At 51.6% G+C, this 26,821-nt stretch carries 28 protein-coding genes; 10 read left to right on the plus strand and 18 right to left on the minus strand.

What is annotated here, in order from left to right; all coding sequences use genetic code 11:
* Nucleotides 1–8: 8 nt before the first annotated feature.
* The 3 genes from ACMHXI_RS02030 to ACMHXI_RS02040 form a co-directional block, all read right to left on the minus strand.
* Nucleotides 9–488 (minus strand): YchJ family protein, encoded by a 480-nt coding sequence (locus ACMHXI_RS02030; protein ID WP_025010240.1) that lies wholly within the window; start codon nt 486–488, stop codon nt 9–11.
* A gap of 143 nt (nt 489–631) precedes the next feature.
* Complete coding sequence (locus ACMHXI_RS02035) at nt 632–1,327, minus strand: hypothetical protein (RefSeq protein WP_107004887.1); 696 nt, start codon at nt 1,325–1,327, stop codon at nt 632–634.
* Between the two features lie 384 nt (nt 1,328–1,711).
* Nucleotides 1,712–2,314: a YybH family protein gene (locus ACMHXI_RS02040; protein ID WP_054744441.1), complete on the minus strand. Its 603-nt coding sequence runs from the start codon at nt 2,312–2,314 to the stop codon at nt 1,712–1,714.
* Between the two features lie 115 nt (nt 2,315–2,429).
* Here ACMHXI_RS02040 and smrA point away from each other — a divergent pair, with 115 nt between their 5' ends.
* From smrA to ACMHXI_RS02055, 3 genes are all read left to right on the plus strand, one after another.
* The gene (gene smrA / locus ACMHXI_RS02045; RefSeq protein WP_413733875.1) at nt 2,430–3,020 is read left to right on the plus strand and encodes a DNA endonuclease SmrA; all 591 of its coding nucleotides are present in this window, start codon (nt 2,430–2,432) and stop codon (nt 3,018–3,020) included.
* 111 nt (nt 3,021–3,131) lie between these two features.
* A complete protein-coding gene (locus tag ACMHXI_RS02050) occupies nt 3,132–3,779 on the plus strand; it encodes a TetR/AcrR family transcriptional regulator (RefSeq protein ID WP_025010244.1) in 648 nt (215 codons plus the stop codon).
* 10 nt (nt 3,780–3,789) lie between these two features.
* Nucleotides 3,790–6,066, plus strand: coding sequence for an acyl-CoA dehydrogenase (locus tag ACMHXI_RS02055; RefSeq protein ID WP_413733877.1), 2,277 nt, complete (start codon nt 3,790–3,792; stop codon nt 6,064–6,066).
* A gap of 191 nt (nt 6,067–6,257) precedes the next feature.
* Here the strand turns inward: ACMHXI_RS02055 and pyk are convergent, their stop codons facing one another.
* Nucleotides 6,258–7,697 carry a pyruvate kinase gene (pyk, locus tag ACMHXI_RS02060; protein ID WP_025889941.1) on the minus strand — a complete coding sequence of 480 codons (1,440 nt, stop codon included), beginning with the start codon at nt 7,695–7,697 and terminating at the stop codon, nt 6,258–6,260.
* 187 nt (nt 7,698–7,884) lie between these two features.
* Nucleotides 7,885–8,739, minus strand: a complete 855-nt coding sequence (locus tag ACMHXI_RS02065) for a MurR/RpiR family transcriptional regulator (RefSeq protein WP_028781506.1) — start codon at nt 8,737–8,739, stop codon at nt 7,885–7,887.
* A 315-nt stretch (nt 8,740–9,054) separates the two neighbouring features.
* On the opposite strand from ACMHXI_RS02065, the gene zwf reads away from it, so the two are divergent.
* From zwf to ACMHXI_RS02095, 6 genes are all read left to right on the plus strand, one after another.
* The gene (gene zwf, locus ACMHXI_RS02070; RefSeq protein ID WP_025010246.1) at nt 9,055–10,527 is read left to right on the plus strand and encodes a glucose-6-phosphate dehydrogenase; all 1,473 of its coding nucleotides are present in this window, start codon (nt 9,055–9,057) and stop codon (nt 10,525–10,527) included.
* 9 nt (nt 10,528–10,536) lie between these two features.
* Nucleotides 10,537–11,241, plus strand: coding sequence for a 6-phosphogluconolactonase (gene pgl / locus ACMHXI_RS02075; RefSeq protein ID WP_044734564.1), 705 nt, complete (start codon nt 10,537–10,539; stop codon nt 11,239–11,241).
* Nucleotides 11,242–11,250: 9 nt separating this feature from the next.
* Complete coding sequence (gene edd, locus ACMHXI_RS02080; protein ID WP_107111540.1) at nt 11,251–13,077, plus strand: phosphogluconate dehydratase; 1,827 nt, start codon at nt 11,251–11,253, stop codon at nt 13,075–13,077.
* A gap of 19 nt (nt 13,078–13,096) precedes the next feature.
* Entirely contained in the window at nt 13,097–13,738 is a 642-nt protein-coding gene (locus ACMHXI_RS02085) for a bifunctional 4-hydroxy-2-oxoglutarate aldolase/2-dehydro-3-deoxy-phosphogluconate aldolase (protein ID WP_096141904.1), read from the plus strand.
* A 229-nt stretch (nt 13,739–13,967) separates the two neighbouring features.
* Nucleotides 13,968–14,204, plus strand: coding sequence for a hypothetical protein (locus ACMHXI_RS02090; RefSeq protein ID WP_139190686.1), 237 nt, complete (start codon nt 13,968–13,970; stop codon nt 14,202–14,204).
* Nucleotides 14,205–14,237: 33 nt separating this feature from the next.
* Nucleotides 14,238–14,654, plus strand: a complete 417-nt coding sequence (locus tag ACMHXI_RS02095) for a hypothetical protein (protein ID WP_243757091.1) — start codon at nt 14,238–14,240, stop codon at nt 14,652–14,654.
* A 73-nt stretch (nt 14,655–14,727) separates the two neighbouring features.
* On the opposite strand, the gene ACMHXI_RS02100 is transcribed toward ACMHXI_RS02095, so the two are convergent.
* The 9 genes from ACMHXI_RS02100 to ACMHXI_RS02140 form a co-directional block, all read right to left on the minus strand.
* The gene (locus tag ACMHXI_RS02100; protein ID WP_071237428.1) at nt 14,728–14,946 is read right to left on the minus strand and encodes a DUF2897 family protein; all 219 of its coding nucleotides are present in this window, start codon (nt 14,944–14,946) and stop codon (nt 14,728–14,730) included.
* Between the two features lie 21 nt (nt 14,947–14,967).
* Complete coding sequence (gene kdsB, locus ACMHXI_RS02105; protein WP_025010251.1) at nt 14,968–15,705, minus strand: 8-amino-3,8-dideoxy-manno-octulosonate cytidylyltransferase KdsB; 738 nt, start codon at nt 15,703–15,705, stop codon at nt 14,968–14,970.
* Nucleotides 15,706–15,773: 68 nt separating this feature from the next.
* On the minus strand, nt 15,774–16,844 hold the full coding sequence (gene kdnB, locus ACMHXI_RS02110; RefSeq protein ID WP_025890026.1) for a 3-deoxy-alpha-D-manno-octulosonate 8-oxidase KdnB: 1,071 nt from the start codon (nt 16,842–16,844) through the stop codon (nt 15,774–15,776).
* Nucleotides 16,845–16,864: 20 nt separating this feature from the next.
* Nucleotides 16,865–18,052 (minus strand): 8-amino-3,8-dideoxy-alpha-D-manno-octulosonate transaminase KdnA, encoded by a 1,188-nt coding sequence (gene kdnA / locus ACMHXI_RS02115; protein WP_028779993.1) that lies wholly within the window; start codon nt 18,050–18,052, stop codon nt 16,865–16,867.
* A 237-nt stretch (nt 18,053–18,289) separates the two neighbouring features.
* Complete coding sequence (gene can, locus ACMHXI_RS02120; RefSeq protein WP_044734561.1) at nt 18,290–18,901, minus strand: carbonate dehydratase; 612 nt, start codon at nt 18,899–18,901, stop codon at nt 18,290–18,292.
* Between the two features lie 103 nt (nt 18,902–19,004).
* Nucleotides 19,005–19,838, minus strand: coding sequence for an alpha/beta fold hydrolase (locus ACMHXI_RS02125; RefSeq protein WP_107004883.1), 834 nt, complete (start codon nt 19,836–19,838; stop codon nt 19,005–19,007).
* 127 nt (nt 19,839–19,965) lie between these two features.
* A complete protein-coding gene (locus ACMHXI_RS02130) occupies nt 19,966–20,691 on the minus strand; it encodes a M15 family metallopeptidase (protein WP_342188694.1) in 726 nt (241 codons plus the stop codon).
* 3 nt (nt 20,692–20,694) lie between these two features.
* Nucleotides 20,695–21,828, minus strand: a complete 1,134-nt coding sequence (gene dapE / locus ACMHXI_RS02135; protein ID WP_144131105.1) for a succinyl-diaminopimelate desuccinylase — start codon at nt 21,826–21,828, stop codon at nt 20,695–20,697.
* Nucleotides 21,825–22,175: an ArsC family reductase gene (locus tag ACMHXI_RS02140; protein ID WP_025010255.1), complete on the minus strand. Its 351-nt coding sequence runs from the start codon at nt 22,173–22,175 to the stop codon at nt 21,825–21,827. Before ACMHXI_RS02140 ends, dapE begins: the two co-directional genes overlap by 4 nt.
* 67 nt (nt 22,176–22,242) lie before the next feature.
* On the opposite strand from ACMHXI_RS02140, the gene ACMHXI_RS02145 reads away from it, so the two are divergent.
* Nucleotides 22,243–22,368, plus strand: coding sequence for a hypothetical protein (locus ACMHXI_RS02145; RefSeq protein ID WP_263858522.1), 126 nt, complete (start codon nt 22,243–22,245; stop codon nt 22,366–22,368).
* A gap of 192 nt (nt 22,369–22,560) precedes the next feature.
* Here ACMHXI_RS02145 and ACMHXI_RS02150 read toward each other — a convergent pair whose 3' ends face one another.
* The 4 genes from ACMHXI_RS02150 to ptsP form a co-directional block, all read right to left on the minus strand.
* Nucleotides 22,561–23,091 carry a hypothetical protein gene (locus ACMHXI_RS02150; RefSeq protein WP_413733884.1) on the minus strand — a complete coding sequence of 177 codons (531 nt, stop codon included), beginning with the start codon at nt 23,089–23,091 and terminating at the stop codon, nt 22,561–22,563.
* A gap of 133 nt (nt 23,092–23,224) precedes the next feature.
* Complete coding sequence (locus tag ACMHXI_RS02155; protein WP_234504393.1) at nt 23,225–24,019, minus strand: DNA polymerase beta superfamily protein; 795 nt, start codon at nt 24,017–24,019, stop codon at nt 23,225–23,227.
* 467 nt (nt 24,020–24,486) lie between these two features.
* Nucleotides 24,487–24,996 (minus strand): PTS glucose transporter subunit IIA, encoded by a 510-nt coding sequence (gene crr, locus ACMHXI_RS02160; protein ID WP_025010257.1) that lies wholly within the window; start codon nt 24,994–24,996, stop codon nt 24,487–24,489.
* A gap of 121 nt (nt 24,997–25,117) precedes the next feature.
* The gene (gene ptsP, locus ACMHXI_RS02165) at nt 25,118–26,821 is read right to left on the minus strand and encodes a phosphoenolpyruvate--protein phosphotransferase (protein ID WP_345870647.1); all 1,704 of its coding nucleotides are present in this window, start codon (nt 26,819–26,821) and stop codon (nt 25,118–25,120) included.

The following is a 26,821-nucleotide window of genomic DNA, read 5'->3' on the forward strand; positions in this document are numbered from 1 at the left end:
ACTCCTAGCTAAATCCGTTTCAGACAGCAGTGTTTGAACTTGTGACCGCTGTTGCAAATGCAGGGTTCATTGCGTTTGGGATAGCTGACGGCGAACTGCTTGCCCTCGGTGTAAAACCAGTTGCCGGCCTCAAGTATAAATTTCGATTCTTCAAAAATAGCGTCCAACTGGCCATCGGCCAAATACCAGGCCTTGAAAGTGACTCTGGCCTGGGTTTGCCCCGGAGTCAAAGGTTCCCGCTCGACAATCTGCAGTCCCAGCCACTGAGTCTTTGGCATTTGTGCCAGGATTTGCGTCGTGAGTCCCTGTCGATAGTCCTGGTGATGGGTATCGATAAGATAGTCAAACTCCTGTTTGACAAAGGCGGCATAGCGGGAGCGCATCAACTGCTCTGGAGTAGCAGCTGTGTGCTGCTTAGTGTGCAGCGGCTGACAGCATTCGCAGTAGGGGAGCTTGGAGTGGCAAGGGCAAAGGGTATTGGTTGGCATCGGGATTTTCTGTTTCAATCTCTGTTTCAATCGTGAATGGTAAAAAGGCGCCGGCATCCCGGCTTGAGTTGCGCTCATAATAGCGCTTTGACGGCAGCCTTGCATTGAAAAGCGGCTATATTGCTAGGCCTTGGAAGCTTTGGTTAGTGGATGATGAAAATCATTACCAGATTGAGCATCAAAACACTGAACGCAAGCCCTATGGCAAATTGGATAAGGCGTCCTTTGGCAGGTAAAGCTTCTATCAGCTGCAGCGGGTAGTCAAAGAAAATGGCCAGATAAAGCAGGCTTCGTAAGGGATAGGCCGTACCAGAGAGCCGGTACTCCCGGCCGTTTTTCAGCTTAACTGTCACGGCGTGAGCTCGTTTGCGCTCAAGCTGATGATTGTCATGATAGCCCACCCAGTGGAACACCAGACTCGCAATATCCTCTTTGGCGACAGCGGTCGTTGCTCCCGTGAGATATTGAGGCAGGAGAATACAGGTTTGGTTTATCCTTATCTGCCGCTCGTCTTTGGCACTGCTTTTCACGCCTAACTGAGTCAGTATCCGGCCTTTGCGTACCTGGATATATATCAAAAACCAGATGACGCTACAGGCAGGGAGCAACAGCAACTGAACCTTTCCCATAAAAGGTGCCAGCAGAGTGGCCAGCACAATAACGGGAACTAGGCTCAAAAGCAGCGGCAGCTCTTTTCTCCAGGGCAAAGTAAAAAAGCTCAAAGAGATGGGCAAAGTGATTTCGCTTACCAAATCCAGGTTAGTGTATTTGCCGGTAAAGGTGCGATCGAACCATTTGCAATCGTTCAATAAGGCAGGGAAGGTGCGAACAAGTCCCATGTGCTCTGCGTTGGCTTACAGGCCTGGATGCAAGGCGTGGTTTGCAGCAAATGGCCTTAGCCCTTTGCAAGAAACACAACACAGCAGACAGGTATGTAAGCCACGCCCTTCGGGGCTTTCACAGCAACCGGCTCTCTGCGTTATCCGACTTCGACATGCCCCGACATGCCTTCAGTCAGATGCCTTGAACGCCAATTGCTGTGCAAGCCAGAGTGCCAAGAGGACTTATTTGCACCTTCCTTAGGATGGCGTCATCTGACTCATAATTCCTTTTATTTGTCGTGAACTTCAGCAAGAGAAGTGAACAAGGTAATCCGTCATTGTAATTGCAGCAAAAACGATAGCGCCCTTATATCCGCAGGGCACACGCTCAAGTACTGCCAATTACTTGGCATGAACGATTTCAATTTCAACACTGGGTGGGAGATCGCTGGCAGGGGGCACGGGGGCAAACTGCTCGCCATAATACAGGTTAGGTTGGGGTTTGGCGTTGAAATAATGCTCAGGCTCGGCGCGGTTGCTGGTATCAACATCCACTAACCAGTTACCTTTTTTATCTTTGTGGCTGACGATAACGATTTTACCGGCAAACTCGCTCATGGGTTCTTCAGTATCTTTCGGCGGGTGAAAACGCACCAGATAATAGCCTATGTCAGTGGCGCTCTTGCCGTGTGCCTGACGGTGAACAACCCTAAAATCCACATCTATCCTGGCTTGTTTATGGCGAATGCGGTCAAAGAACTTTTGATACAGTTTGAGTACGTTTTCACGCCCCTGAACTATGGCAAGGCTTTGCTGTTCAGGAATATAAGTGGCATCCTCGGCGTATATATCCTCCAAAGGAGCTGAGTCGAGTTCATTAAATGCCCGGTTGAACATGACATAGACACGATTAAGGGCTGCTTGGTCTTTATCCTGCAATTCGGCGGCCTTGAGGGGCTGAAGCACAGAAATCAGGCAAAAGAACAATAGGGTCAGGAATTTCATTAAAATCATCTAAGCAGGCTCATCAGACCTCACTATAATAGAAGCCCCTTGGTAACAGAAGATTGATTTCTTTACAAAGTGTGTAAATCTCGTCATAAGTTGGAGGAGTCGCATCATGAAAGCAGATGATCTGACACTTTTTATACAAGAAATGGCCGATGTGGTGCCGCTCAAGCAACAAACCCAGGCCCAGACCAGAGCGAAACCTCTTTCCAGCGAGTCAAAACAGGCACGCAAAGCCGCCGCCGAGGCCCATGAGTACCTGCAGCGCCTGACCTTGGATTTAGCGCTGATCCCCAGAGTGAAACCCGATGATATGCTCAGCTACAAGCAGCAGGGGATCCAGGAGGCGGTATTCAAGAATTTACGTCTCGGCAAATACAAGATAGCCGCCGAGCTGGATATTCATGCCATGTCGGTGCGCCAAGCCAGAGATTATCTGCTCGGTTTCATTCAAGCTCAGGTGGCTTTGGGCCATCGCTGCGTGCTGGTGATCCATGGCAAAGGGCAGAATCGTAAGCCGTTTCCTGGGCTTATCAAGTCCTGCGTCAACTTCTGGTTGTCGCAGATGGATGAAGTGCAAGCGTTTCACAGCGCTCAGCGCGAACATGGCGGCTATGGGGCCCTCTATGTGATGTTGCCTAAATCAGAAGCCAAACGGCTTGAATCCCGCGAGACCAACCATAAAGGAGCAGGCTTTCGCTGAGCTGTCTTTAACGGCGGTTTGCGGGCCTTGCAAGAGGTCGAGATTTAGTTTGACATAAGTGTAACCAATGTTTAATTTAAACGAGTGTTTTAAATTAACTAAGGTCACGGAATGGCAAGTCGATCTGATACCAAGACAAGAATTCTCGATGCCGCGGAGAAGCTGTTTGCCGAGCGGGGGTTTTCAGAAACCTCCCTCAGGCTTATCACCAGCAAAGCAGAAGTGAATCTTGCATCTGTAAACTACCATTTTGGTTCCAAAAAAGAGCTCATCCGCGCGGTTTTGGCACGTTACCTGGACGTGTTTATGCCGTCGGCGTCCAACGCCATCAATGAGCTTATCGGCCGGGATAAACAAGCTTCTTTGGATGCCATTTTTTCCTCCCTGGTGGGGCCGCTGCTGGAACTCAACAAAGTCCGCAACGAAGGAACCAGTATCTTCCTGCAACTGCTCGGTCGCGGCTACATCGAAAGCCAGGGGCACTTGCGCTGGTTTATTACTACCCACTATGGTGAGCATCTTGATCAGTTTGTTCAGGCTGTGTCCGGCAGTGCACCTCACATTCCGCCGGCAGAGATGTTCTGGCGCTTGCACTTTACCCTGGGAACCATAGTTTTCACCATGGCCTCGGCCGATGCGCTCAACGAGATAGCCGAAGCCGACTTTGGTGAACATAATGATATAGAGGCGGTCATCCGCAAGGTGATCCCCTACATGGCCGCCGGTGTGGCTGTGCCGCTGGTTTCTCAAGCAGAATAAAGGTCTGGTTATGAGTATTATCCTTCTAATAATTGTTGTCCTGATAGCGCTGTTCTTCGTGCGCAATATACGCCTGCAGTTCGTGACAAGGCCGGTATTGGCCTTCTTTCGTAAGGTGTTACCGCCGCTTTCTGATACAGAGCGTGAAGCGATGGAGGCCGGTGATGTCTGGTGGGAAGCCGAGCTGTTTCGTGGTAAACCCAACTGGGAAAGCCTGCACGCCTATGGCAAGCCGGCACTGAGCGCCGAAGAGAAAGACTTTATCGACCATCAGGTGATGACGGCGCTAAAAATGATTGATGACTATGACATAGTCAACAACCGCAAGGACTTACCGCCTGAGCTGTGGGAGTACTTCAAGAAAGAAGGCTTCTTTGCGCTGATCATCCCCAAAAAATACGGTGGCCGTGAGTTTTCTGCCTATGCCAACTCCACCATAGTCAGTAAGTTGGCGAGCCGCAGTGTCAGCGCCGCCGTGACTGTGATGGTACCCAACTCACTCGGTCCGGGTGAGCTGCTGACTCACTATGGTACCAAGGAGCAGAAAGAGCACTGGTTACCGGCCTTGGCCAAAGGTGAAGAGATCCCTTGTTTCGCCCTGACCGGCCCCGAAGCCGGCTCAGATGCTGGTGCCATTCCCGATGAAGGGATAGTCTGCCGCGGTGAGTTCCAGGGCGAGGAAACTCTGGGGCTGAAGCTGAGCTGGAATAAGCGTTACATCACTCTGGCACCTGTGGCCACTGTGCTGGGGCTGGCATTTCAGATGCGTGACCCAGACGGGCTGTTGGGGGACAAGGTTAACTTGGGGATCACCTGCGCCCTGATCCCAACCGATCATCCCGGCGTGAAAATTGGTCGCCGTCACAATCCGCTCAATATGGCCTTTATGAATGGTACCACTCAAGGGGAAGAGGTGTTTATTCCGCTGGATTGGATCATAGGTGGCCCGCAATACGCCGGTCGCGGCTGGCGTATGCTGGTGGAGTGCCTCTCTGCCGGACGTGGCATTTCACTGCCGGCGCTGGCGACGGCGTCAGGGCATATGGCGACCAAGACGACAACCGCCTACAGCTACGTGCGTAAACAGTTCGGCATGGCCATAGGTCAGTTTGAAGGGGTTCAGGAAGCGCTGGCAAGGATCATCGCCAACACCTATCAGTTGGAAGCGGCCCGTCGTCTGACAACCACAGGCATAGATCTCAAGGTTAAGCCATCTGTGGTGACCGCGATTGCAAAATATCACATGACAGAGCTTGGCCGTCAGGTGATGAACGATGCCATGGATATTCAGTCCGGCAAGGGTATTCAGATGGGGCCAAAAAACTATCTGGCTCATGGCTATATGGCCAACCCTATCTCCATCACAGTGGAAGGGGCCAACATCCTGACCCGTAGTTTGATGATCTTCGGTCAGGGCGCGACCCGCTGTCATCCTTATGTGCTGGCCGAGATGGAAGCTGCCGGCATGGAAGACAACAGTGAAGCGCTGGAGCGTTTCGACTCCTTGCTGATGGGCCACATAGGTTATGCGCTGCGTAACGCCTTCGGCTCTTTGGGCAACGCCCTCAGCCGTAGCTATTTTGAGCGCTCACCCGTGAGTGGCGATACCCGCGACTATTACAAGCAGATGGCCCGCCTGTCAAAGGCGCTGGCGCTGGTGACCGACTTGTCGATGCTTATCTTGGGCGGCGATCTCAAGCGCAAGGAGATGATTTCGGCCAGACTCGGTGACGTTCTCAGTCAGCTATATCTGGGCTCGGCCACATTGAAACTGTTTGAAGACAATGGCCGCCAGTTTGACGATCTGCCGATAGTCAAACATGTGATGGATACCCGATTGCAACTGGCTGCCAAGGCGCTTGAGCAGGCGATAGCCAACTTCCCCAATCGTCCGGTTGCCTGGATCATGCGTGTGCTGGTATTCCCGCTGGGGAATCACTTCAACGGACCGAAAGACAGCCAGTCCATTGAACTGGTCAAGAGCATGCTTAAACCGGGTCCGGCCCGCGACAGGCTGACCTTCCTCTGTCCTGAATTTGACGGCGACACCAGTGGTATTGCCGAGGTGGAAGCGGCATTCAAGGCTCAATATCAGTGCCGTGAACTGCACGGCAAACTGAGAAAGGCGCAAAAAGATGGCCGTTTGCCTGCCAAACTGGCCCCTTTATCTCTGTATCAGGCGGCATTGGACGCTGAGGTTATCAGTAAAGCCGAGTATGAGCAGTTGTTTGAGGCCGATAAGCTGCGGTTAGCGGCAATCAATGTCGATGACTTTGAAACGCTGTAATTGAGATTGATTGGTATGTGAATTTCAGTTTGGTAAGCCTGTCCCGGGCGGGCTTAGCTCTGATGTAAACTTAGCTCTGATGTAAACAAAATCACCAAGCCTGAAACAGAACAAAAGCAGCAGAAATAAAAAAGGTACGCCTCGGCGTACCTTTTCTGTTTTGTTATCAGCTTAGCGCTATTGGCAAGCCATTAGGCTACGATCAACACCTTGCAGGTGTTGGTGCCACCTACGGTTTCCATGGCATCACCCTTGGTCATGAGCACCATGTCACCACTCTCCAGGTATCCCTTGGCTTTGAGGCTTTCAAGGGCTTTCTTCGCCAGCTCATCGGCGGCATAAACGGTGGAGTCAAACTCAACCGGATAGACACCACGATAGAGCGCCATCTTGGCCAAAGTAGGCTGATGACGGGCGAGGGCGAAGATAGGCAGCGCCGAGCTTATCCGTGACATCAACTTGGGCGTTGCACCGGATTCGGTCAGGGCGATAATCGCCTTCACACCTTGCATATGGTTGGCGGCATACATGGTAGACAGCGCTATGGTTTCTTCTATGGAGCTGAAGCTTTCATCCAGACGGTGCTTGGATACCCGCACACTGGGATGTGCTTCGGCGCCGAGACAAACCCTGGCCATGGCCTGAACTGTTTCTTCCGGATAATCCCCGGCGGCGGTCTCGGCAGAGAGCATCACTGCGTCTGTACCATCGAGTACGGCGTTGGCTACGTCCATGACTTCGGCGCGGGTAGGCATAGGACTGCTGATCATAGACTCCATCATCTGGGTCGCGGTGATCACCACCTTGTTGAGCTGACGCGAGCGGCTGATCAGTTTCTTCTGCACGGCAACCAGAGCCGGATCGCCGATTTCTACCCCCAGGTCGCCGCGGGCAACCATGACGGCATCGGAGGCGAGGATCACATCGTCCATCGCTTCATCGGAAGCCACGGCTTCGGCGCGTTCTACCTTGGATACTATCAGGGCATTGCTGCCGGCCTTTTGCGCCAGTTCGCGGGCATAGTTAAGATCGGCGCCGCTGCGTGGGAAGGATACCGCCAGGTAGTCGACCTGAATTTGTGCCGCAGTGACAATGTCCTGCTTGTCTTTATCTGTCAGCGCCGCGGCAGATAGACCACCGCCTTTCTTGTTGATCCCCTTGTTGTTGGACAGGGGACCGGCAACTGTCACGCTGGTATGTACCTTACGGCCTTCTACCTTTTCGACTTTCAGTTGTACCCGGCCATCGTCCAGCATCAGGATATCACCGACAACCACATCGTCCGGCAGTTCCTTGTAATCGATACCCACCTGAGTTTCATCACCTTCGCCTTTACCCAATTCGGCATCCAGAATGAATGGCTGGCCGAGCTTGAGTTGGACTTTCTTATTGTCCTTGAAGGTGGAAACACGGATTTTCGGACCCTGGAGATCGCCGAGGATCGCAACGTGTACACCAAGCTCTTTCGCAATACTGCGAGCCTGGCTGGCGCGTTTTAGGTGATCTTCGGGGGAACCGTGGGAGAAGTTGAGGCGAACAACGTTGGCACCTGCTGCTATGATACGACGCAGGTTATCATCACGATCTGTGGCTGGGCCCAGCGTGGTAACGATCTTGGTTCTGCGGAACATAATATACTCCGTTTAAGTTTTAAAAAAATCTTACGCTATATTAACAGACATCGGCTCAATATGTAGGAAACTTACAGACAAAATGATCTAACTCAAAGTTTTATTTTTGTGAGTTACGGCTAATTTTAGGCGGGGCATGGGCAGTTGCCAATTTTGGTAACTGCCCTGGAGCTTACGGGAAAGGGGATTACAGCGGCTCGCTCTTATCGATGCGGGATTCTTTCAATACCTCTTTGACCCGTTTGAGACTTTCCCTGAAGCGTGGGCCCCGGCGTAGTGTAAATCCGGTCGCCAGCACATCAATAATCACCAACTGAGCCAAACGTGATGCCATAGGCAGATACATATCAGTGTCCTCCGGCACCTCCATGGTAACCGGCAGGGTACATTCCTGCGACAGCGGCGAGTGGCGCGCTGTTATACCAATCACGGCAGCGCCGTTTTCTCTGGCCAATCTTGCTATATCGATCAAAGACTTGGTGCGGCCTGTGTGGGAAATCAGCACCACTACATCGCCTTCATCACTATTGATACAGCTCATGCGTTGCATCAACACATCATCGAAACATAAAACCGGTACATTAAAGCGGAAGAACTTGTTCTGGGCATCGTGTGCTACTGAGGCCGAGGCGCCAAGACCGAAGAAAGAGATCTTTTTCGCTTGAGTCAGTATGTCTACCGCCTTGTTGATAGCCGTGGTATCTATGCTCTGGCGTGCTGTATCCAGAGAAGCCATGGAAGATTCGAAGATCTTGGTGGTGTAAGACTCGGGTGTATCATCTTCCTCAACGTGACGACTGACGTAAGGGGTACCATTCGCGAGACTTTGGGCCAGATGTAATTTAAAATCCGGGAAACCTTTGGTATCCAAACGACGACAGAAGCGGTTGACTGTAGGCTCGCTGACATCCGCCATCTTGGCCAGAGTTGCTATGCTTGAGTGAATAGCTGTCTGGGGAGATGCCAGGATAACTTCGGCTACTTTGCGTTCTGACTTGCTGAAATGGGGGAGGTTTTTTTGAACCTTTTCTAGGGTATTCATACGCGTACGTCCGCTGGGTTGAAATTATGTAATTTTATTATTTCTTTGAGGCCTGAGCACTACAAAGTAGGGTGCAAACCAATCTTGACGTAAGTCCTGTATATACCGGAATGAAAACAGGCTAACTTCCGAGATAAGAAGGTTTTAAGCAGGAAAAGCATACCAGATTATTGCCAAACCTGCCTAGACTGGCCTCATGGCTTTATTTGCAAATTATAGATGCATTTAATAAATACTGTTGTTATATTACAACAAAAGTGTGGAATTCTTCATCGCATAGCGGAACCACCACCGACAAAAGGAGAGCATTAAGCAATGGGCAAAACAACATCAGAGGCCAAAGCTTGTGATTTTGTACTCTTTGGTACCAAGGGCGACTTGGCAAGGCGCAAATTGTTGCCTTCGCTCTACCAGCTGGATAAGGCCGGCCTGCTCAATCGGGACACTAAGGTCATAGGTGTTGCCAAAGACGAATTCTCTGCCGAAGATTTTCGCGAACTGGTTAAAACAGCCCTGAGCACCTTTGTTAAAGAACCTCTGTGCGACACCACGCTTTCCCGCTTCCTCGAACGTTGCCATTATGTCGGCACCAATTTTACCGAATCTGAAGGCTACAAAGCCTTCCACCAACTGCTCGAGCCTGCCAAGCGGGTGATGGTCAACTATTTTGCGACGCCTCCAGCCATCTTCGGTGATATCTGCCGTTGCCTGCATGAACAACAACTGATCCATCCCGATACCCGAGTGGTGCTGGAAAAGCCCATAGGCTCAGATCTGCAGTCATCAAGAGTGATTAACGATCAGGTTTCTGCCTACTTCAGTGAGAGTCAGGTCTATCGTATTGACCATTATCTGGGTAAAGAAACAGTACAGAACCTGATTGCTTTGCGTTTTGCCAATTCACTGTTTGCCTCCAAGTGGGATAACCGCACCATAGATCATGTACAGATCACAGTGGCCGAAGAGGTGGGCATTGAAGGGCGCTGGGGCTATTTCGACAAAGCCGGCCAGATGCGAGACATGATCCAGAACCACCTGTTGCAGGTGTTGACCTTGATTGCCATGGACCCACCTGTGAACCTGGATGCCGATAGCATTCGTGATGAGAAGGTGAAGGTGCTCAAGTCGCTGCGTCCCATCAATCAGGACAATGTATTTGAAAACACTGTGCGCGGCCAGTATTCGGCCGGGTTCCTCAAAGGATCGCCGGTTCCCGGTTATCTGGAGGAAGAGGGCGCCAACGTGGATTCCAACACAGAGACCTTTGTCGCCTTGCGTGTCGATATCGACAACTGGCGCTGGGCCGGGGTGCCTTTCTATCTGCGCAGCGGTAAACGTATGCCGTTCAAGAGTTCTGAAATTGTCATCTATTTCAAGAATCCACCCCATAACCTGTATCGTTCAAGCCATCGTAATCTGCCGCCCAATAAGCTGACCATTCGTCTGCAACCACATGAAGGGGTAGAGATCCAGATGATGAACAAGGTGCCCGGGCTTGAGCAAAAACAGCGATTGCAAACCACCAAGCTGGATTTGAGCTTCTCAGACACCTTCAAGAACGAACGTATCGCCGATGCTTATGAACGTTTGTTGCTCGAAGCCATGCTGGGTAATCAGGCATTGTTTGTGCGCCGCGACGAAGTGGAGCAGGCCTGGACCTGGGTAGATGGCATTATTCAATCCTGGGAGATGAGCAACGAAAAGCCCAAGCCTTATCCTGCCGGTACCTGGGGGCCTGTGGCCTCAGTGGCCTTGATCACCAAAGACGGCCGCTCCTGGGATGAATAAGGAGATAGCATGATTAAAGAAACCGTATTCAAATCGTTCGATAACCCAACTGCGCTGGAAGCCCAGTTGGCCGAGCGTATTGCCGGCGCGCTGCAAAACGCGATAGATAGCCGCGGCAAGGCCAGCCTGGTGGTTTCCGGTGGTTCGACGCCGCTGAAACTGTTTGCCGAGCTCAGCCACAAGATGATCGACTGGAGTGATGTTTACATTACGCTCGCCGACGAGCGCTGGGTGGATGCCGAAGACAAGGACTCCAACGAGCGCCTGGTGCGCGAGCATCTACTGCAAAATCGCGCCGCCAGCGCCAAGTTTCGTGGCCTGAAGAATATGTTTGCCAGCCCGGAAGCGGGTTTGAGTATGGCCACAGAGCAGTTGGCCAACTTCCCGCGGCCTTTCGATGTGGTCGTGTTGGGAATGGGCAATGATGGTCATACCTGCTCCTGGTTTCCCTGCGCCCCCGAAGCGCAACTGACCGAGGCGCTGGAAACCGATGCACTGCTGTGCGCCGTGCATCCGGGCAATGCGCCTCACGCCAGGATCAGCCTGAGCCGTAAAGCCGTGCTCGGCAGCCGCCAGATCTATCTGCATCTGGTCGGCGAAACCAAACTTTCCGTATATCACCAAGCTCTCGAGAGTGACGATCCCAGGGAAATGCCGATCCGCGCCGTGTTGGCGCAGCGCAAGACCCCGGTCGATGTGTTCTGGAGCGCTTAAGGAGGCAAGATGCACCCAAGAGTTCAAGCCGTAACAGACAGGATTATTGCCCGCAGCCAAGAGCACAGGGGTAAGTACCTGGCGGCATTGGCCGAAGCCAGAGCCAAGGGCGTGCACCGCAGCAGCTTGAGCTGCGGCAATCTGGCCCATGGGTTTGCCGCTTGTCAGCCGGCCGATAAAGACAGCCTGCGCCAGCTGACCAAGGCCAACATAGGCATAGTGACAGCATTCAATGACATGCTTTCGGCGCACCAACCCTATGAACATTATCCCGAATTGCTGAAACAGGCCTGCAATGAAGTGGGCAGCGTTGCTCAGGTGGCAGGCGGTGTACCGGCCATGTGTGACGGTGTTACCCAGGGCCAACCCGGAATGGAGCTCAGCCTGCTGAGCCGTGAAGTGATTGCCATGGCTACCGCTGTTGGCCTGTCCCACAATATGTTTGATGGTGCCTTGCTGCTGGGTATTTGTGACAAGATAGTCCCTGGGCTACTGATTGGCGCCCTGAGTTTTGGTCATCTGCCCATGCTGTTTGTGCCGGCGGGACCGATGAAGTCCGGGATCCCCAACAAGGAAAAAGCCCGTATTCGCCAACAGTTTGCTGAAGGTAAGGTCGATAGAGCCGCCTTGCTCGAAGCCGAGTCCAAGTCCTATCACAGCGCGGGAACCTGTACCTTCTACGGTACGGCCAACAGCAACCAGTTGATGCTGGAAGTCATGGGGCTGCAGTTACCCGGCTCCTCATTTGTTAATCCGGACGACCCTTTGCGTGAGGCGCTCAATAAGGCGGCCGCCAAACAGGTGTGCCGTCTGACCGAACTTGGCAGCCAATACAGTCCCATAGGCGAACTGGTTTGTGAAAAATCGATAGTCAACGGCATAGTGGCTCTGCTGGCCACCGGTGGTTCGACCAATCTCACCATGCACATAGTGGCGGCGGCCCGTGCGGCCGGCATCATAGTCAACTGGGACGACTTCTCTGAACTGTCGGATGTGGTGCCGCTGCTGGCCAGGGTTTATCCCAACGGCCATGCCGACATCAACCATTTTCATGCTGCCGGTGGGATGGCTTATCTGGTGCGGCAGCTGCTGGATGCCGGTTTACTGCACCAAGACGTCAACACAGTGGCCGGCTTTGGTCTTGAGCGTTACACCAAGGAGCCCAAGTTGCTTAATGGCGAGCTCAGCTGGGTGGATGGCCCGACCGAAAGTCTGGACAGCGAAGTGCTGACTTCAGTGGCCAAGCCGTTTCAGAGCAACGGCGGTCTTAAGCTGCTCAAGGGCAATCTGGGCCGGGCGGTTATTAAGGTTTCTGCGGTGCAGGAGCAACACAGAGTGGTGGAAGCACCGGCTGTGGTTATCGACGATCAGAATCAACTCAATGAACTCTTTACCAGTGGTCAACTGGATAAGGACTGCGTGGTGGTGGTCAAGGGGCAAGGCCCCAAGGCCAACGGCATGCCTGAGCTGCATAAGCTGACGCCTATTCTCGGGACTTTGCAGGACAGGGGCTTTAAAGTTGCCCTGGTGACCGATGGCCGTATGTCAGGAGCCTCAGGCAAGGTGCCTGCGGCCATTCACCTGACGCCGGAAGCGCTAGATGGCGGTATGATAGCCAAGGTGCACAGCGGTGATTTGGTGCGGGTCGATGCCGAAAAGGGCGAACTCAGTCTGCTGGTCGATGAGCAGCAACTGGCCGCAAGAAGTGCCGATAAAGTGGAATTGAGAAGTGTGCGTTACGGCATGGGCCGTGAGCTGTTCAGTGCGCTGCGCGCCAATCTCAGCAGCCCTGAAACCGGTGCTCGCAGTACCAGTGCCATAGATGACTATTACTAATCATTAAGGAATAAAGTACATGCTTGAGAATAACTGGTCCTTGCAACCTCAGGACATATTTAAACTGAGCCCGATCATTCCGGTAATGGTTATCAACAAGATTGAACATGCGGTGCCCCTGGCCAAGGCCCTGGTTGCCGGTGGTATTCGGGTACTGGAAGTGACGCTGCGTACAGATTGTGCCCTCGAGGCCATAGGGCGGATAGCTGCCGAGGTACCGGAAGCCTTGGTCGGCGCCGGCACCATACTGAATGAAGCGCAATTGGCGCAGGCGGCAGAGGCCGGCGCTCAGTTTGCCATCACTCCGGGGGCGACTGTGGAACTGCTCAAGGCGGGTAAAGCCGGTAAGATCCCGCTTATTCCTGGGGTGGCCAGTATCTCCGAAGTCATGGTGGGGTTGGGTCTGGGCTATACCCACTTCAAGTTCTTCCCGGCAGAGGCTTCAGGCGGGGTCAATGCGCTCAAGGCTTTCAGTGGTCCACTGGCCGATGTCCGTTTCTGCCCAACCGGCGGGATCACCCCGAGCAGCTATAAAGACTACCTGGCGCTGGGGAATGTCGATTGTATCGGTGGCAGCTGGATTGCCCCGGTGGAAGCGATGGAGCAGGGCGACTGGGCCAGGATCACCAGACTATGCCAGGAAGCCATCGCAGCGTTGTGAGCATCAGGCAGTGAATGAATAAGGCTACCCGAGGTAGCCTTTTCTTTGCTCCGGTGTTTTTATAGGCAACAAAATCAACAATTTTAGTCCTTTAGGCTGGCTTGCACTGTTATTGGCTTTAGGGTAGCTTGATTTGGAAAGGGTATGCTATTGGTTTTTATTGATCAGTTCTGTTGCTGCTGCAACGACTGCCGATAAATAAGCCATATGACTCAGGGAGGAGCCTTTTGTGAGACTTGAGCGCATCATCAAGCATTACAACGCCTGTCATTGTCAGGCATGTTCGTTTCAGCCCCAAACCGACCATATCACTGAAGCCAAGATCATTTCGCATTTTGCCGGCAACTGGTTAGCAGTGCCAGTTGGGCTCTGCATCATGGTTTTACTTGGATTTCAGCCGTTACCCATTAAAATGTCTTGCCCTGTCTGTGGAAACACCTTTTTCGCCAGCGGCTTTCGTCACTAATCGTTTCAGGATCTGATTAAAAGGAGTTTTGTCATGAACGACTCAGCGGTAATTCCTTCATCTGTTTACTCATCTAAAGCCAGCAAGCTGAGCGGGCTATGTTCCGGTCTCAGATATATGCTGGTTTTGGCTTTTGCCTGGCTCCTTGGCGGTTGCGGCCAGCCCTTGCCGCTGGACAAGGCCGAATATGCCGGTGAATGGCAGAGTGCTGACATGTATCTGCTTATTCAGCACGATGGCTCTGTGGAGTATCAGCGTTATGATGGCAACAGCCGCACCTCGATAAGTGGTGGTATCCAGAAGTTTGATGGTAACGACTTTGAAGTGGGGATCGGTTTTATCTCCAGTCGTTTTGAAGTGTCAGAGCCGCCACACAGGGTCGGAAGTGATTGGCAGATGGTGGTCGATGGTGTCCGGCTGACCCGGGTTTCCGATGTGCAGTTTTATTGAGCCTAAGCCCTGCTCAAGTCTAGGTGCAAGTAGAGATGGATATGGAAAAGGCGCCAATGGCGCCTTTTTTGTGTCAGTCTTTGTTTTTGTCCTGATGTTTTCCATCAGTCTGGGTGCTCGGGGCTTTATCCGTGTTGCCAGCGGCTTCACCCTTACGCTTTATCTGCTTGTCTTTACTGTGCTGGCCAAATTGCGGCATTTTGAACTTGGCACTGTACTTGAGTACTGCCAGGTTGCTGGCAATAACGCCTATCACCAAAATGATGATCAACCAGACTTCCAAAGATGACATTTCCATCTCTTGCTACCTGCTTCAGTCTACGGCCAGGCGCTGTTCACAGCGGCGGATATCTTCAGGTGTATCTACCTCTGGCGAGTCAAATGCGCTGATGGCGACCTTGATCTTGTGACCATATTCCAGGGCTCGCAGTTGCTCCAGTTTTTCCAGATCTTCCAGTCTGCCCAAAGGCAGCTTGGCAAAGGTTTCGACAAAACGACGGGTGTAGGCATAAACCCCAAGATGCTTATAGACAGGGTAGTCGCTGACATCACGGCCGAATGGGATCCGGGCGCGGGAGAAATAAAGCGCATAGAATTCGTTGTCGAACACCATCTTCACATGCTTGGGATCGTCCAGCTCTTCCTCTTCGGTGATCTGATAGCCGAGGGTGGCCATTTCAAACTCACCGGGATGACGCTGGAACAGACTGATGATCTGCTCTATGGAGATGGGATCAATCAGGGGTTGATCTCCTTGCAGATTGATCACTAGATCGTCATCCGCCAACCCCAATTGGGTAATGGCATCGTTAATCCTGTCGGTGCCGGAGGCCGCTTCGGCGCCGGTCATCACAACATTGCCGCCAAAGGCCTCTACAGCGTCCTTGATGCGTACATCATCGGTTGCCACATAGATGTTATCCAACCCTTTGGCCAGTCCGGCGCGCTCATAAACGTGCTGGATCATAGGTTTACCGTTAATCGGTGCCAGAGGTTTGCCGGGAAAGCGGCTGGAACCATAGCGTGCAGGGATCAACAGGGTGACTTTCATTCAATTTTCCTAGTATTCAAGAAGAAAGGGCTCATAAAGAGCCCTAATCATAGCAGTCATTTACCGGCTTAGATACGACGGAACAGCTTGGTCAGCATCTCATCGGTGACTTTTTCCTGCCAGCTGTCACCATAGACGTTGGCCCACAAAGGACCCATGCTCTTGGTGACTTTAACCATGGCGGCAATGGTTTCGTCCGGCAGGTCTTTACAGATGTTTTTAGGCAACTGGATGTTGTGCTTCTTCATCATGGCGCGGAACTCTTCAACCCCTTCAGGGTAGAATTCTTCCAGTACGTCGAAGGCGATACAGTTACCAATACCGTGGTGATAACCCAGAATATAAGACAGACCGTAAGAAACCGCGTGACAGGCACCTACCTGGCTATAGGCGATACTCATACCGCCCATGAAGGAGGCCATCATCAGCTTGTCGTCTTTCTCAGGGTGATCGCCCAGGAATACTTCACGGCACATATCCATGGACTTCTCGGCGTAGGCGCGTGAGAACTCGTTCAGGAAGGTACCTTGCAGAGACTCAACACAGTGGATATAGCAGTCCATACCTGTGTAGAACCATTGGTCTGTGGGTACGCCGGCAATCAGCTCGGAGTCCATGATGATCTGATCGAATACTGTGTAGTCAGAGTTCAGACCCAGTTTACGCTCAGGGCCGCACAGCACCGCAGTACGTGAAGCTTCGGCACCTGTACCGGAAATGGTAGGGATACCGATATGGTGAATCGCAGGGTTCTTGATCAGATCCCAGCCTTGATACTTGGCAGAACCGCCTGGGTTGGTCAGCATCAAAGATACGGCTTTGGCCAGATCCATGGTGGCGCCGCCGCCAAGACCGACTACGCTCACAGGCAGTTTGCTGTTGAATGCCTGAACCTGTTCGGTAAGGCTGTCAACCTGCTCTGTGGTTGGCTCATCATCGACATTGACCCACAGCAAGAAATCTTGCTCTTTCAAAGGCAAACGGCCTTCCAGTGGCTTGCCCTTGTGAACGTCATCCACTACGAAAACCACGAAGTCGTTGGCTTCTTTGCGCTCGGCGGCCAGCACTTCATCCAGTTGGACAAAAGAACCGCGACCAAAGATCATTTTGGGGACGACTTTAAAATTCTTGAAACTCATAGCAACCAGCTCCCTTTAGGTTATTGGGCAAATGCTTTCTTGATGTTGGCAATGCGCTCGGCAATCTGTTCTTCAGTCCAGGACAGCTTGATCAGCATGGAAATGGTCCGGCTCATGATAGCGTCAGATTTGGGCACAGAAATCTTAGTATAATCCGGACGATCTTCGATTAATGTGATCGGCAGGGCAGCAGGGCTCTTGAGCTGCTGAATGTGATGCCAGTTTTTCAGGTAGTGCCAGTTGTTGACATACCAGTAGAAGCAACCATCGACACCGTTGGCGGAGAGCGCCTTGCTGACTTCCTGAGTGCGTTGCTCGGTTGGCAGCATAAAGCTGAGGAAACCGGCGCTGTCGCCTTCAGGATCCGGAATTTCGCGGAAAGTAACTTCTTCAATATCGGCCATGGCGTCTTTGATAAGCTTTTTGTTGCGACGCTGGATCTCCACTATGGTGTCCAGTTTGCGCAGCTGAGCCAGACCCAGGGCGGCGTTCATTTCGCTGATACGGAAGTTGAGGCCCATGATAGGGTGAGACTCGGCGCCGCGGTCATTACCTATATGATCATGGCCGTGGTCAGAGAACATGTGGGCGTGGTTGTAGATGGTTTCATCATTGGTGATCACAGCGCCACCTTCACCACAGGTGATGGTTTTAACCGAGTCGAAAGAGAAACAACCCACAGCGCCTATGGTACCCAGTGCCTGACCTTTGTAGCTGCCGCCGATAGCCTGACAGGCATCTTCCAGCAGTACCAGATTGTGTTTTTCACAGATGGCTTTGATTTCGTCCATCTTGGCCATGGAACCGCACATGTGTACCAGGTTTACCGCCTTGGTGCGTGGAGTGATGGCGGCTTCAATTCCTTCTGGTGACAGACACAGAGTCTCATCGATTTCGGCAAATACCGGAATGGCGCCGGCCATGAATACTGCCTCAACAGAAGCGACAAAGGTGAAAGGAGGAACAATCACTTCATCCCCGGCGCCGATACCGGCGGCGGCCAGCGCGGTTTGCAGGGCGGCAGTACCGCTGGAGAGCAGGTGAGCATGCTTGACATTCATCTTGTCACATAAGAGCTGCTCCATATCGCGGGTTTTCCAGCGATCATTACGCATGGCATCAAAGTTGTAACGGAAGGTGAATCCGTTCTCCATGACGTCTGCTACTTCCTGTTTTTCTTCAGGACCAAACAATTCAAAACCGGGCATGGAAGGTGTCTCCTTAGATAGTGTTGTGCTCTGGGAGGGTCACGCCAGAAAAGGCCTTATGCCATAAGGCTGTCACGCGAAATGCGCCGGGTGACCGGATGACTGAGCACCCGTGTTAACTGCAGAATTATAACGGGGTGGCCAACATACTGCGATGCTTTCTTTCGGAAAAAATCCAACTGCGTAAAATTTCACCGATAAAGCAAGGGGCGCTGCTGCGCCCCTTGTCTGTTTGGATCATTCCACCCTTTGATGTCCGCCATCCACTGTGACGTCAAGATCGGTCAAAAGCCCATTGTCTATTCCATATATCCAGCCGTGTATCGACAGATTTTGTCCCTTGGCCCAGGCTTCCTGGACTATGTTGCTGCTGGTGACATTGGCGACCTGCTCAATCACATTGAGCTCACAGAGGCGGTCAAACTTCTGCTTGTCATTGAGGTGTTCAAGCTCCTGATGGTGCAGGCGGTAGATATCCCTGAGATGCCCCAGCCAGTTGTCGATAAGCCCGAGTCTGTCGGTACCCATGGCGGCCCTGACGCCGCCGCAGCCGTAGTGGCCCACCACCATGATGTGTTTCACCTTGAGGACATCGACCGCATATTGCAGAACAGACAAACAGTTGAGATCTGTGTGGATCACCATGTTGGCGATATTGCGATGTACAAATACTTCCCCCGGCATCAGATCTATGATCTGGTTGGAGGGTACCCGGCTGTCGGAACAACCTATCCAGAGATATTCGGGGTTTTGCTGTTTGGCCAGTTGCTCGAAAAACTGCGGGTTTTCTGTGCTTATTCTGGCTGCCCAGCGGCGGTTGTTTTCAAAAAGCGGTTTCAGTATTTTCATTCAGGCTCACAAAATAGCTTATGGGAACACCATAGTGTCCGGTTTATTTCCGGCAGTGTATCAGAAAATAAAGCCGCGCTGGTCTATCCATCGCGGCCGGATTTCAGTGATGCTTTTCAAGAAACGTCAGCAGGGCTTGGTTGATAAAATCGCCCTGTTCCAACACAGAAATATGGCCAGCCGCCGGTATCTGCACCATCTCGGCGCCGTCTATGGCATCGACCATTAAAAAGGATTCCAGTACAGTGCGCGCCGTGTCTTCTACTCCTGACATGATTAAACAGGGCAGGGTCAAGTTATCGGCATCTTCCATTGCGTCACGGCGATTGAAAATCAGTTTGCCCATGGCGACGGTATCAGGGATACGCTCTGGTGAAATACTTTGCAGGGCGCTGGCGAAATCACTCAGCAGTTGCGGCCGTAGACTTGCTGTGGTTACGGCAAAAAACATAGGTGCTATCTGCTCGGCCATGGGCGCAGGAATTTGCCCCAATTGGCTGATGCCATCCAACATGGCCATATATTTGTTGCGGGTAACTTCGGGCTCAAAGCCGAGGAAGCTGCCCATCATCACCAACGCCTTGACTCTTGAAGGCGCCTTCAGAACCAGCTCGGCCCCCCACATGGCGCCGACCGACAAGCCGATGACAGTGAATTCATCGACGCTGAGTTTATCCATCAAGGTCAACATATCGGTGGCGATATCCGCCAGGCTCTCGGTATGCGCGGGAATCGCGCCTGACTGTCCATGGCCCCAGAGATCCGGCACTATGCAGCGGTAGTGTTTCGCCAGTACAGGCAGTTGCTGTTGCCACATGGTGGCGTCCCAAAGGTAGCTGTGGCCGAGCAGTAGCACAGGGCCCTGGCCTATATCCAAATAGCTGAGGGGTTCGCCTCTGAGTTCGATTTGCTGCCGATATTGATTGAAGTCAGTCATTGTTGAAAGGTATTCCGGATTTATTGTTTGGGACACAGGATACCCCAAGTTTGCCGGCTTAGGATCTGAGCGCGAAATCGCATGATGTTTATTTAAACTCGCTTTTTCAAACGTGCTTCAAAAGTACTTATTTGAATCCAACCGGATAGGGGGCAACGTGCCTGACATAAGTCTCGACCAGTTCCGGCAAACGCCGAAGCAAACCTTGCTTGAGTGTGACGTCACTGTGGTCGAGTATTTGCCGCAGACGCTCGCTATCAAACCGCTCGAGAAACCCTTTGGCCTTTGGCAGGAAACTCAAATGCCAACGCTCCGGGCTAACGCCACTGAGTCCCGCCTGAAAAGGGCGGTAGAAGCCAAAATCCGGGGCGCGCTCGTCCAGCCACAGATCCAATTTATAGCAAGGGCCCTGGGGTTCATACTCGGCGTTAACCAACTTGAGTTCATGCTTGCTGATTTGGGCGCTGTCGAATAGATCCACGTCCGTCCCCCAGTGGTGACGAGAGGCGCCAGGCAGTGCCGACCAAAGCAAAATAAGCGCCACTAACTCATCATCACTGAGCGCGTCGATGTCACCCACAGGGAGTGAGTCTTTATCCAGTAGAGTGCGCTTCCCTGAGGCTTTGGCATTCCAAATCGCGAGTTGACGCTCAAAGCTGCGATAACCCGAGCAGATGGCCAGGGCGATGCCATCTTGCTCGGCGGCGGCTTGCATCTCAAGAAAGGCCTTGGCCGTCTCGGCTTCCAGCCAAACTTCAGCGCCTGACCCGCTTTTACTGCCACTTAGACTAACCAGTGTCCTTTGCGGCTCTGCTTCAGTCTCAAGGCCATAGAGAAAATCGCCCCTTGCCATCACTTACTCCAACAACAGTTTTTCCAGGATACGCTGATAACACTGGGCCAACAGCTCGAGATCCGCGACTTTAACGCACTCATTAACCTTGTGAATGGTGGCATTTACCGGCCCCAACTCTATTACCTGAGCACCGGTAGGGGCAATAAAGCGCCCATCTGAAGTGCCGCCCGAGGTTTGCGGGTCGGTCTCTGAGCCTGTTACCTCTTTAATCGCTTGGCGGGTCGCTTCAAGCAACGGGCCATCGCCGGTCAAAAATGGCAGGCCGTTGAAGATCCAGCCAAGCTCATAATTCAGTCCATGGGCATCGAGGATATTCTCGACCCGCTTAATCAGCTCTTCGGCGGTGACTTCGGTAGAGTAACGGAAGTTGAACATCACCTTGAGCTCACCCGGGATCACGTTGGATGCCCCTGTACCGCCGTTGATATTGGCTATCTGAAAACTGGTCGGCGGGAAAAACTCATTGCCTTTGTCCCACTGCATGGCGGCAAGTTCGGCCAACGCCGGCGCAGCCTTGTGCACTGGGTTATCCGCCAGGTGAGGGTAGGCCACATGTCCTTGAATACCCTTGACGACGAGATTGCCGGTGAGGCTGCCGCGGCGGCCATTTTTGACCACATCGCCCAGTTTGAGAGTACTGGATGGCTCACCGACCAAGGCCCAGGTGATCTTTTCATTGCGCGCTTCCAGGGTGTCTATCACCCGGGTGGTGCCGTTGATAAAGGGGCCTTCTTCATCGCTGGTGATCAGAAAAGCGATAGAGCCTTGATGGTGCGGATGGGCGGTCACAAAACGCTCGGTGGCCACCACCATGGCCGCCAGCGAGCCTTTCATATCTGCGGCGCCGCGGCCGTGAAGATAGTCGTCGATAACCACTGGCTCGAAGGGCGGAGTATGCCAATTGGCCAAGTCCCCCGGCGGTACCACATCTGTATGGCCGGCAAAACAAAATACCGGTCCTTCAGTACCGCGGCGAGACCAGAGATTGGTGGTATCTTCAAATACCATGGACTCGTTGGCAAAGCCCAGTTTGGCGAGTCGCTCGGCCATCAATGCCTGACAGCCTTCATCCAGAGGGGTAACAGATGCCCTGGAGATCAACTCCTTGGCAAGTTCAAGCACCTGCTGACTCATAGTCCGAACCACGCTTGGTAGTCGGCTTCTTTAAAACCGGTCATCACATCTTGACCTCGGGTCAATACAGGGCGTTTGATAAGGGTTGGATTGGCCAGCATCAGGGATATCGCCTTGGCACTATCAATATCCTGCTTATCGGCGTCATCCAGCGCACGGAAACTGGTGGAGCGTTTGTTCAGCACCGCCTCCCAGCCGATGCGCTCGACCCAGGCCTTGAGTGTGTCTTGTGAAAGTTCCTGCTCACGAAAATCTACAAAAGTCACTTGCTGGCCCTTGGCCTCCAACCATTTTCGTGCTTTTTTTACCGTGTCGCAGTTTTTAATCCCATAGAGTCTATCTGTCATGACGAGTCCGTTTCTCTGTATTGCTTATAGTTCGTGATTGTCAGCGAGTATAACAAAGGCAAAACCGATGAAAAGGGCTATCTTGATGGGGCAATTCATACGTCTCGCCGGCGCTTTGTGTAACCAAGGCATAGTGACCCCGGGCGCAGTGGAAGAGGTTGACCTTTCCCCCGAATTCAGATCCCAAACCTGAGTCTGTCACCAATGAGCTGATTAGGCTGTCGTGGAAGCACCACTGGAAGCGGGCAGTTTAGAGTGAGAACCCTTCAGATAAGGAAAACGTATCTATACAACTTATTCTTCTAAATTTTGCTTTGAATTCAATCAGTTTTTGGTCAATGGTAAACCAGGTGCGTTATATCGCCAGTTGTAAACTCGCTACTAATCACGACCTTTCCCATTCTATAGACCAATCGGAAGCTTTCTTATGTTTAACGTATTGCACTTCCTTAACGCTATTAAGCTTATCCATTATTGATTTGTGAAAGAAAACAACAATAGCGTCCAAAGAAGGTTTAAAGACTAACCTTTTCTCTAACGGTATATTGGATAACTTGCTAAAATCGAAGCCTATACATTCTTCTTCTATATTTATGATGTTGTAACAGTGAAGGTATATATAGTCTTTGTTGATAACTTTAGCGGGAATGAGAGAGGTTTGATATAGTTTCAACTCAGATAGAGTGGAAAGAAAGTCCAAGTCAAATAATATTTCTGTATTGACAGATACATCAAAGGGAGCCGCAATGCTTTCAAAACTCTTTAAACTAATGCATTCAAAGTTCACTGGAGTAGATGTTGATATTTTCTTGTCCATCAACAAGCTAAACTCTCGATCATCTTCCATATTGACAACGAAGTTCACCTTTAAATAGTTATTTGATAAAACATAGTATTCTTCACTGATTGCTGTCATGTTCAAGTCCTAAACTGCCAATTTTACAGATAGTTGGTGGTCAAGTTTTGTACTGGGCATTGTGCTGAATTTGCAGGTGAGCCCGCAAATTTACGGTATAAGGGATTCTAACCTGGGGGAGATAGGCTGCGACTCACTCGATAGCTAAAAGTCGACTCAGTACTTTATGGAATAATGCATTCAGTTCACCCATGGCCTGCTCACCTTTTTCTGTATTATTTGAGAAAGACTCCAATCGTTTCAGCTCAAATTCAATAAATTCATTTATCTCTGGTATAGGTGGTGCGAACTCCTTCTCTAAACTTCTCTTCTTTCTTTCAAGTAAGTGTGATATCTGGCTATTTAACTCAGTTCTGTCACTGACTATTTGTCGAAGTTTTTCAAATTCAATAGGTGCCGGCTTTTGGTACCTTTCCAGCCACATAATCGAAAGCAATGGCCTCAATACATAGAAGTACTTTTTAATTGGCACCATTTCATCACGGAGATAACCTCGGTAATTCGCCTTAGCCATGCTCCGGTAATGGTATATCCCCTTATCAATAGAGTAGACCTTTGAAAGCAGTGCCCGAGCTTCTTGAGCAAATGCACCTCGTTCGATATATACGATGGGGGATTGCAGCCACTCCACAAATGCTGGATTAGATTTAGAAAAAAGTTTCAATGCCTTTCTTAGATCCCAGCCATTGATATCAATTTCATCGACAATGGGATATTCAATAACATCTCTCTTATCTTCCAAGTCAACAGCTAGGTACCAATCTTTAGGATGGACGTATATGAAACGCACATCATAATCACTGTTGGGGGACTCGAATCCCCAAGCTCGACTACCAGATTCAATGGCGTAAAGTACCCGAACCCCGTGTTCTTTTTCAGCCCTTTTTATCCTGGAAAGGATTTCTTCTCTAACAGTTTTGTCAATCATGGTATTTTCTATGTCAATGCTCATATAGTCTGGAGAAAAGTGCTATGTCTAAATCGGCAACGAAGAGGTATAAAAAGCGCGTCCAGCCCCTTGTATGAAAACACGTTTTGTCACAGGAAAGGCTACGTATCAACATGGCTACCGCTAGGATGCAAAACTTCTTAAGCAATTCAAAACAGCATCAGCTCAAGCGTCCACCTTTGAATTTGTTATGTCTAACATACTGAGTTTTATAGACAATAAATAGCATTTTCGGGTTAATCAATCACTAAAAGGTGAGATAAGCGGAAAGATGATGCAATGTTGAGCCTTCATGATTGGTTTGAATAAGTCTCATGGTGGCTCTACCATGGCCTGCAGACTTGGTTATCAGTACTGGAAGGGGCAGATGCGCTTTTGTGGTCTTGGAGAAGCTCAAATGCACTCGGACAAATAATGCACTTGAGCGTTGTCCGTTTGCCAGCCATCTAAACCTGAACCGTAAATATCACATCTTTGCCGGCGCTGACGCTACCCTGGCGTTTTTCCAGGTACTTAACGTCTTCCATATTAGCCAGCACCACAGGGGTGAGCAGGCTGTTGACCTGATCTTTGAGAAAATCGAGGTCAAACTCCAGTATAGGTTCGCCGGCTTTAACGTCCTGGCCTTCCTGGGCCAGGCGTTTGAAGCCTTTTCCTCTAAGTTCTATGGTACCAACGCCAAAGTGAACAAACAGTTCCAACCCTTGGGGCGACTCTATGCTGAAGGCATGGTTGGTCTCAAAAATTTTGCCTATAGTGCCGTCAATCGGTGCCAGCATAAATTGGCCTTTGGGCTCTATGGCGATGCCATCGCCAACAATCTTTTCGGCGAAGACCACATCCGGCACTTTTTCAATGGCAACAATATCGCCACTGATAGGGGCATAAACTTTAATGCCGCCTTCTATGTTGGGCTGCCCCGATACCATGCGGCGGATCCGGCTTAAAAATCCCATGGGTTGTTTTGTCCTTTTTGTTTTTGGTTTCCGGATGACTTCTGGTTTCCGGTTAAACAGTCCCTCGACAACGTTCAGGTTGGGGAAGGGGATTTTTGCTTAGCATACTGAATTAACAGCCTTAATGACAGAGGGAGATCAAGGATGTCAATTCAGACAATCGAGTGCAGGCGAGTGCTTTTTTGGCCTGCTCTGCAAATTGACTGAAGTTACCCTCGCACAGCGCCGCTTTGACTTCCAGCACAGAGCCGGGGTTGACCGACAACTCGTCCAGCCCCATGCCCATCAGTATTGGCGCAATGCGCGGATCACCTGCCAGCTCTCCGCACAAAGACACCCTGATGTTGGCCGCTTTGGCGTCTGCTATTGTCATGGCAATCAGCCTGAGGATCGCCGGTGAAAATGAGGGATAATCCCGGGTTAATTCAGGGTTGGTCCTGTCCGCCGCCATGGCATATTGCGTCAAGTCATTGGTACCTATGCTGATAAAGTCCAGCTTTGGCAGCAGCGTTGGCAGGTTCATAACCGCGGCAGGGGTTTCCACCACTATGCCAAGGGTGATTTCTCCATAGCCTTTCTCGGCCTCGCTGAGCTGCTGTTTGCAGTGCTCCAGCATATCCAGTACGGCGTCCAACTCTTCAACCTGATTAACCATGGGCAGCATCAACCGAACCGGACCATGATTGGCGGCGCGCAATACGGCCCGTAGTTGTGTCTGCAGAATTTCAGGATGTTTAAGGGTGTAGCGCACGCCGCGCATGCCAAGCGCAGGATTGTCTTCTATTGCCTGATCCAGGCAAGGCAGTTCCTTGTCTGCACCTATATCCAGAGTGCGTATGGTGAAGGGCTGGCCGTTGAGCAGCTGCAGGGCATCGCAATAAAGGTTGTACTGAGCCTTTTCATCTGGAATGCAACTGACATCCATCAGCATGAATTCGGTACGAAACAGGCCTATTCCTTCCGCGCCGACCTGGGGCAGACGGGAGATCTCATTGAGGTTACCCACGTTGGCCATTAGGCTGATACGTTTGCCGTCCTGGGTCTGGGTCTGCCTGTCCCGGTATTGCTCCAGTGCGCTGCGTCTTGCCTGCTCGCGCTCAAATCTCTGCTTAAGCTCTGTTACTTCGGTTTGCTCCGGGCGAACAAATAAGGCACCTTGGTTGGCATCCAGAATGAGCGGATCGCCGGCATTGATATTGCCTGTTTGATAGTTGCAGGAAAGCAGGGCGGGGATGCCGGCGGCACGGGCCAGGATAGCCGTGTGGCTGGTGAGGCCACCTGTCTTCAGTATGATGCCTTTGATATGTTCAAGGGGCAGCAGGGCAAATTCCGCCGGTGTCAGATCCTGGGCCAACAAGATGGAGTCATGTTTGAGTTTATCCAGGCCATCGGCATCGGCGCCGTTGATACTGCTGATAAGTCGTCTGCCGAGGCAGCGTACGTCCTGGGCCCGGTTTGCAAGGTAAGGGTCTTCCAACGCTTCAAGTTCACTGGCCTGGTGGGCAAAGACCCGCTCTACCGCCGCTGTGGCTGAAAACTGCAGCCCACTGATGGACTCGCGAATTTGTTGAATAAGTTCGGCATCTTCCAGTAGCAGCAGATCGGCTTCCACCAATTGGAAGTTGTCTGAATCTTCGGTCAGTTTATCCAGGCTGGTCTGTAACTGCTGGCACAAGCGCTGCAGTGCCTGGGTGAGCTTATTCAGCTCTTGAGGGATTTTGGCAAGTGGCAGCAGGCGGTAATCCATGCTGTTGTCAAAGGGGTTGTAGACTACCGCTTCTCCGAAGGCGATACCCGATGAGACTGCAATTCCGGCGAGGCGCAT

The sequence above is a fragment of the Shewanella sp. BJSY2023SW005 genome (assembly GCF_047314585.1).
GTDB lineage: Bacteria > Pseudomonadota > Gammaproteobacteria > Enterobacterales > Shewanellaceae > Shewanella > Shewanella algae.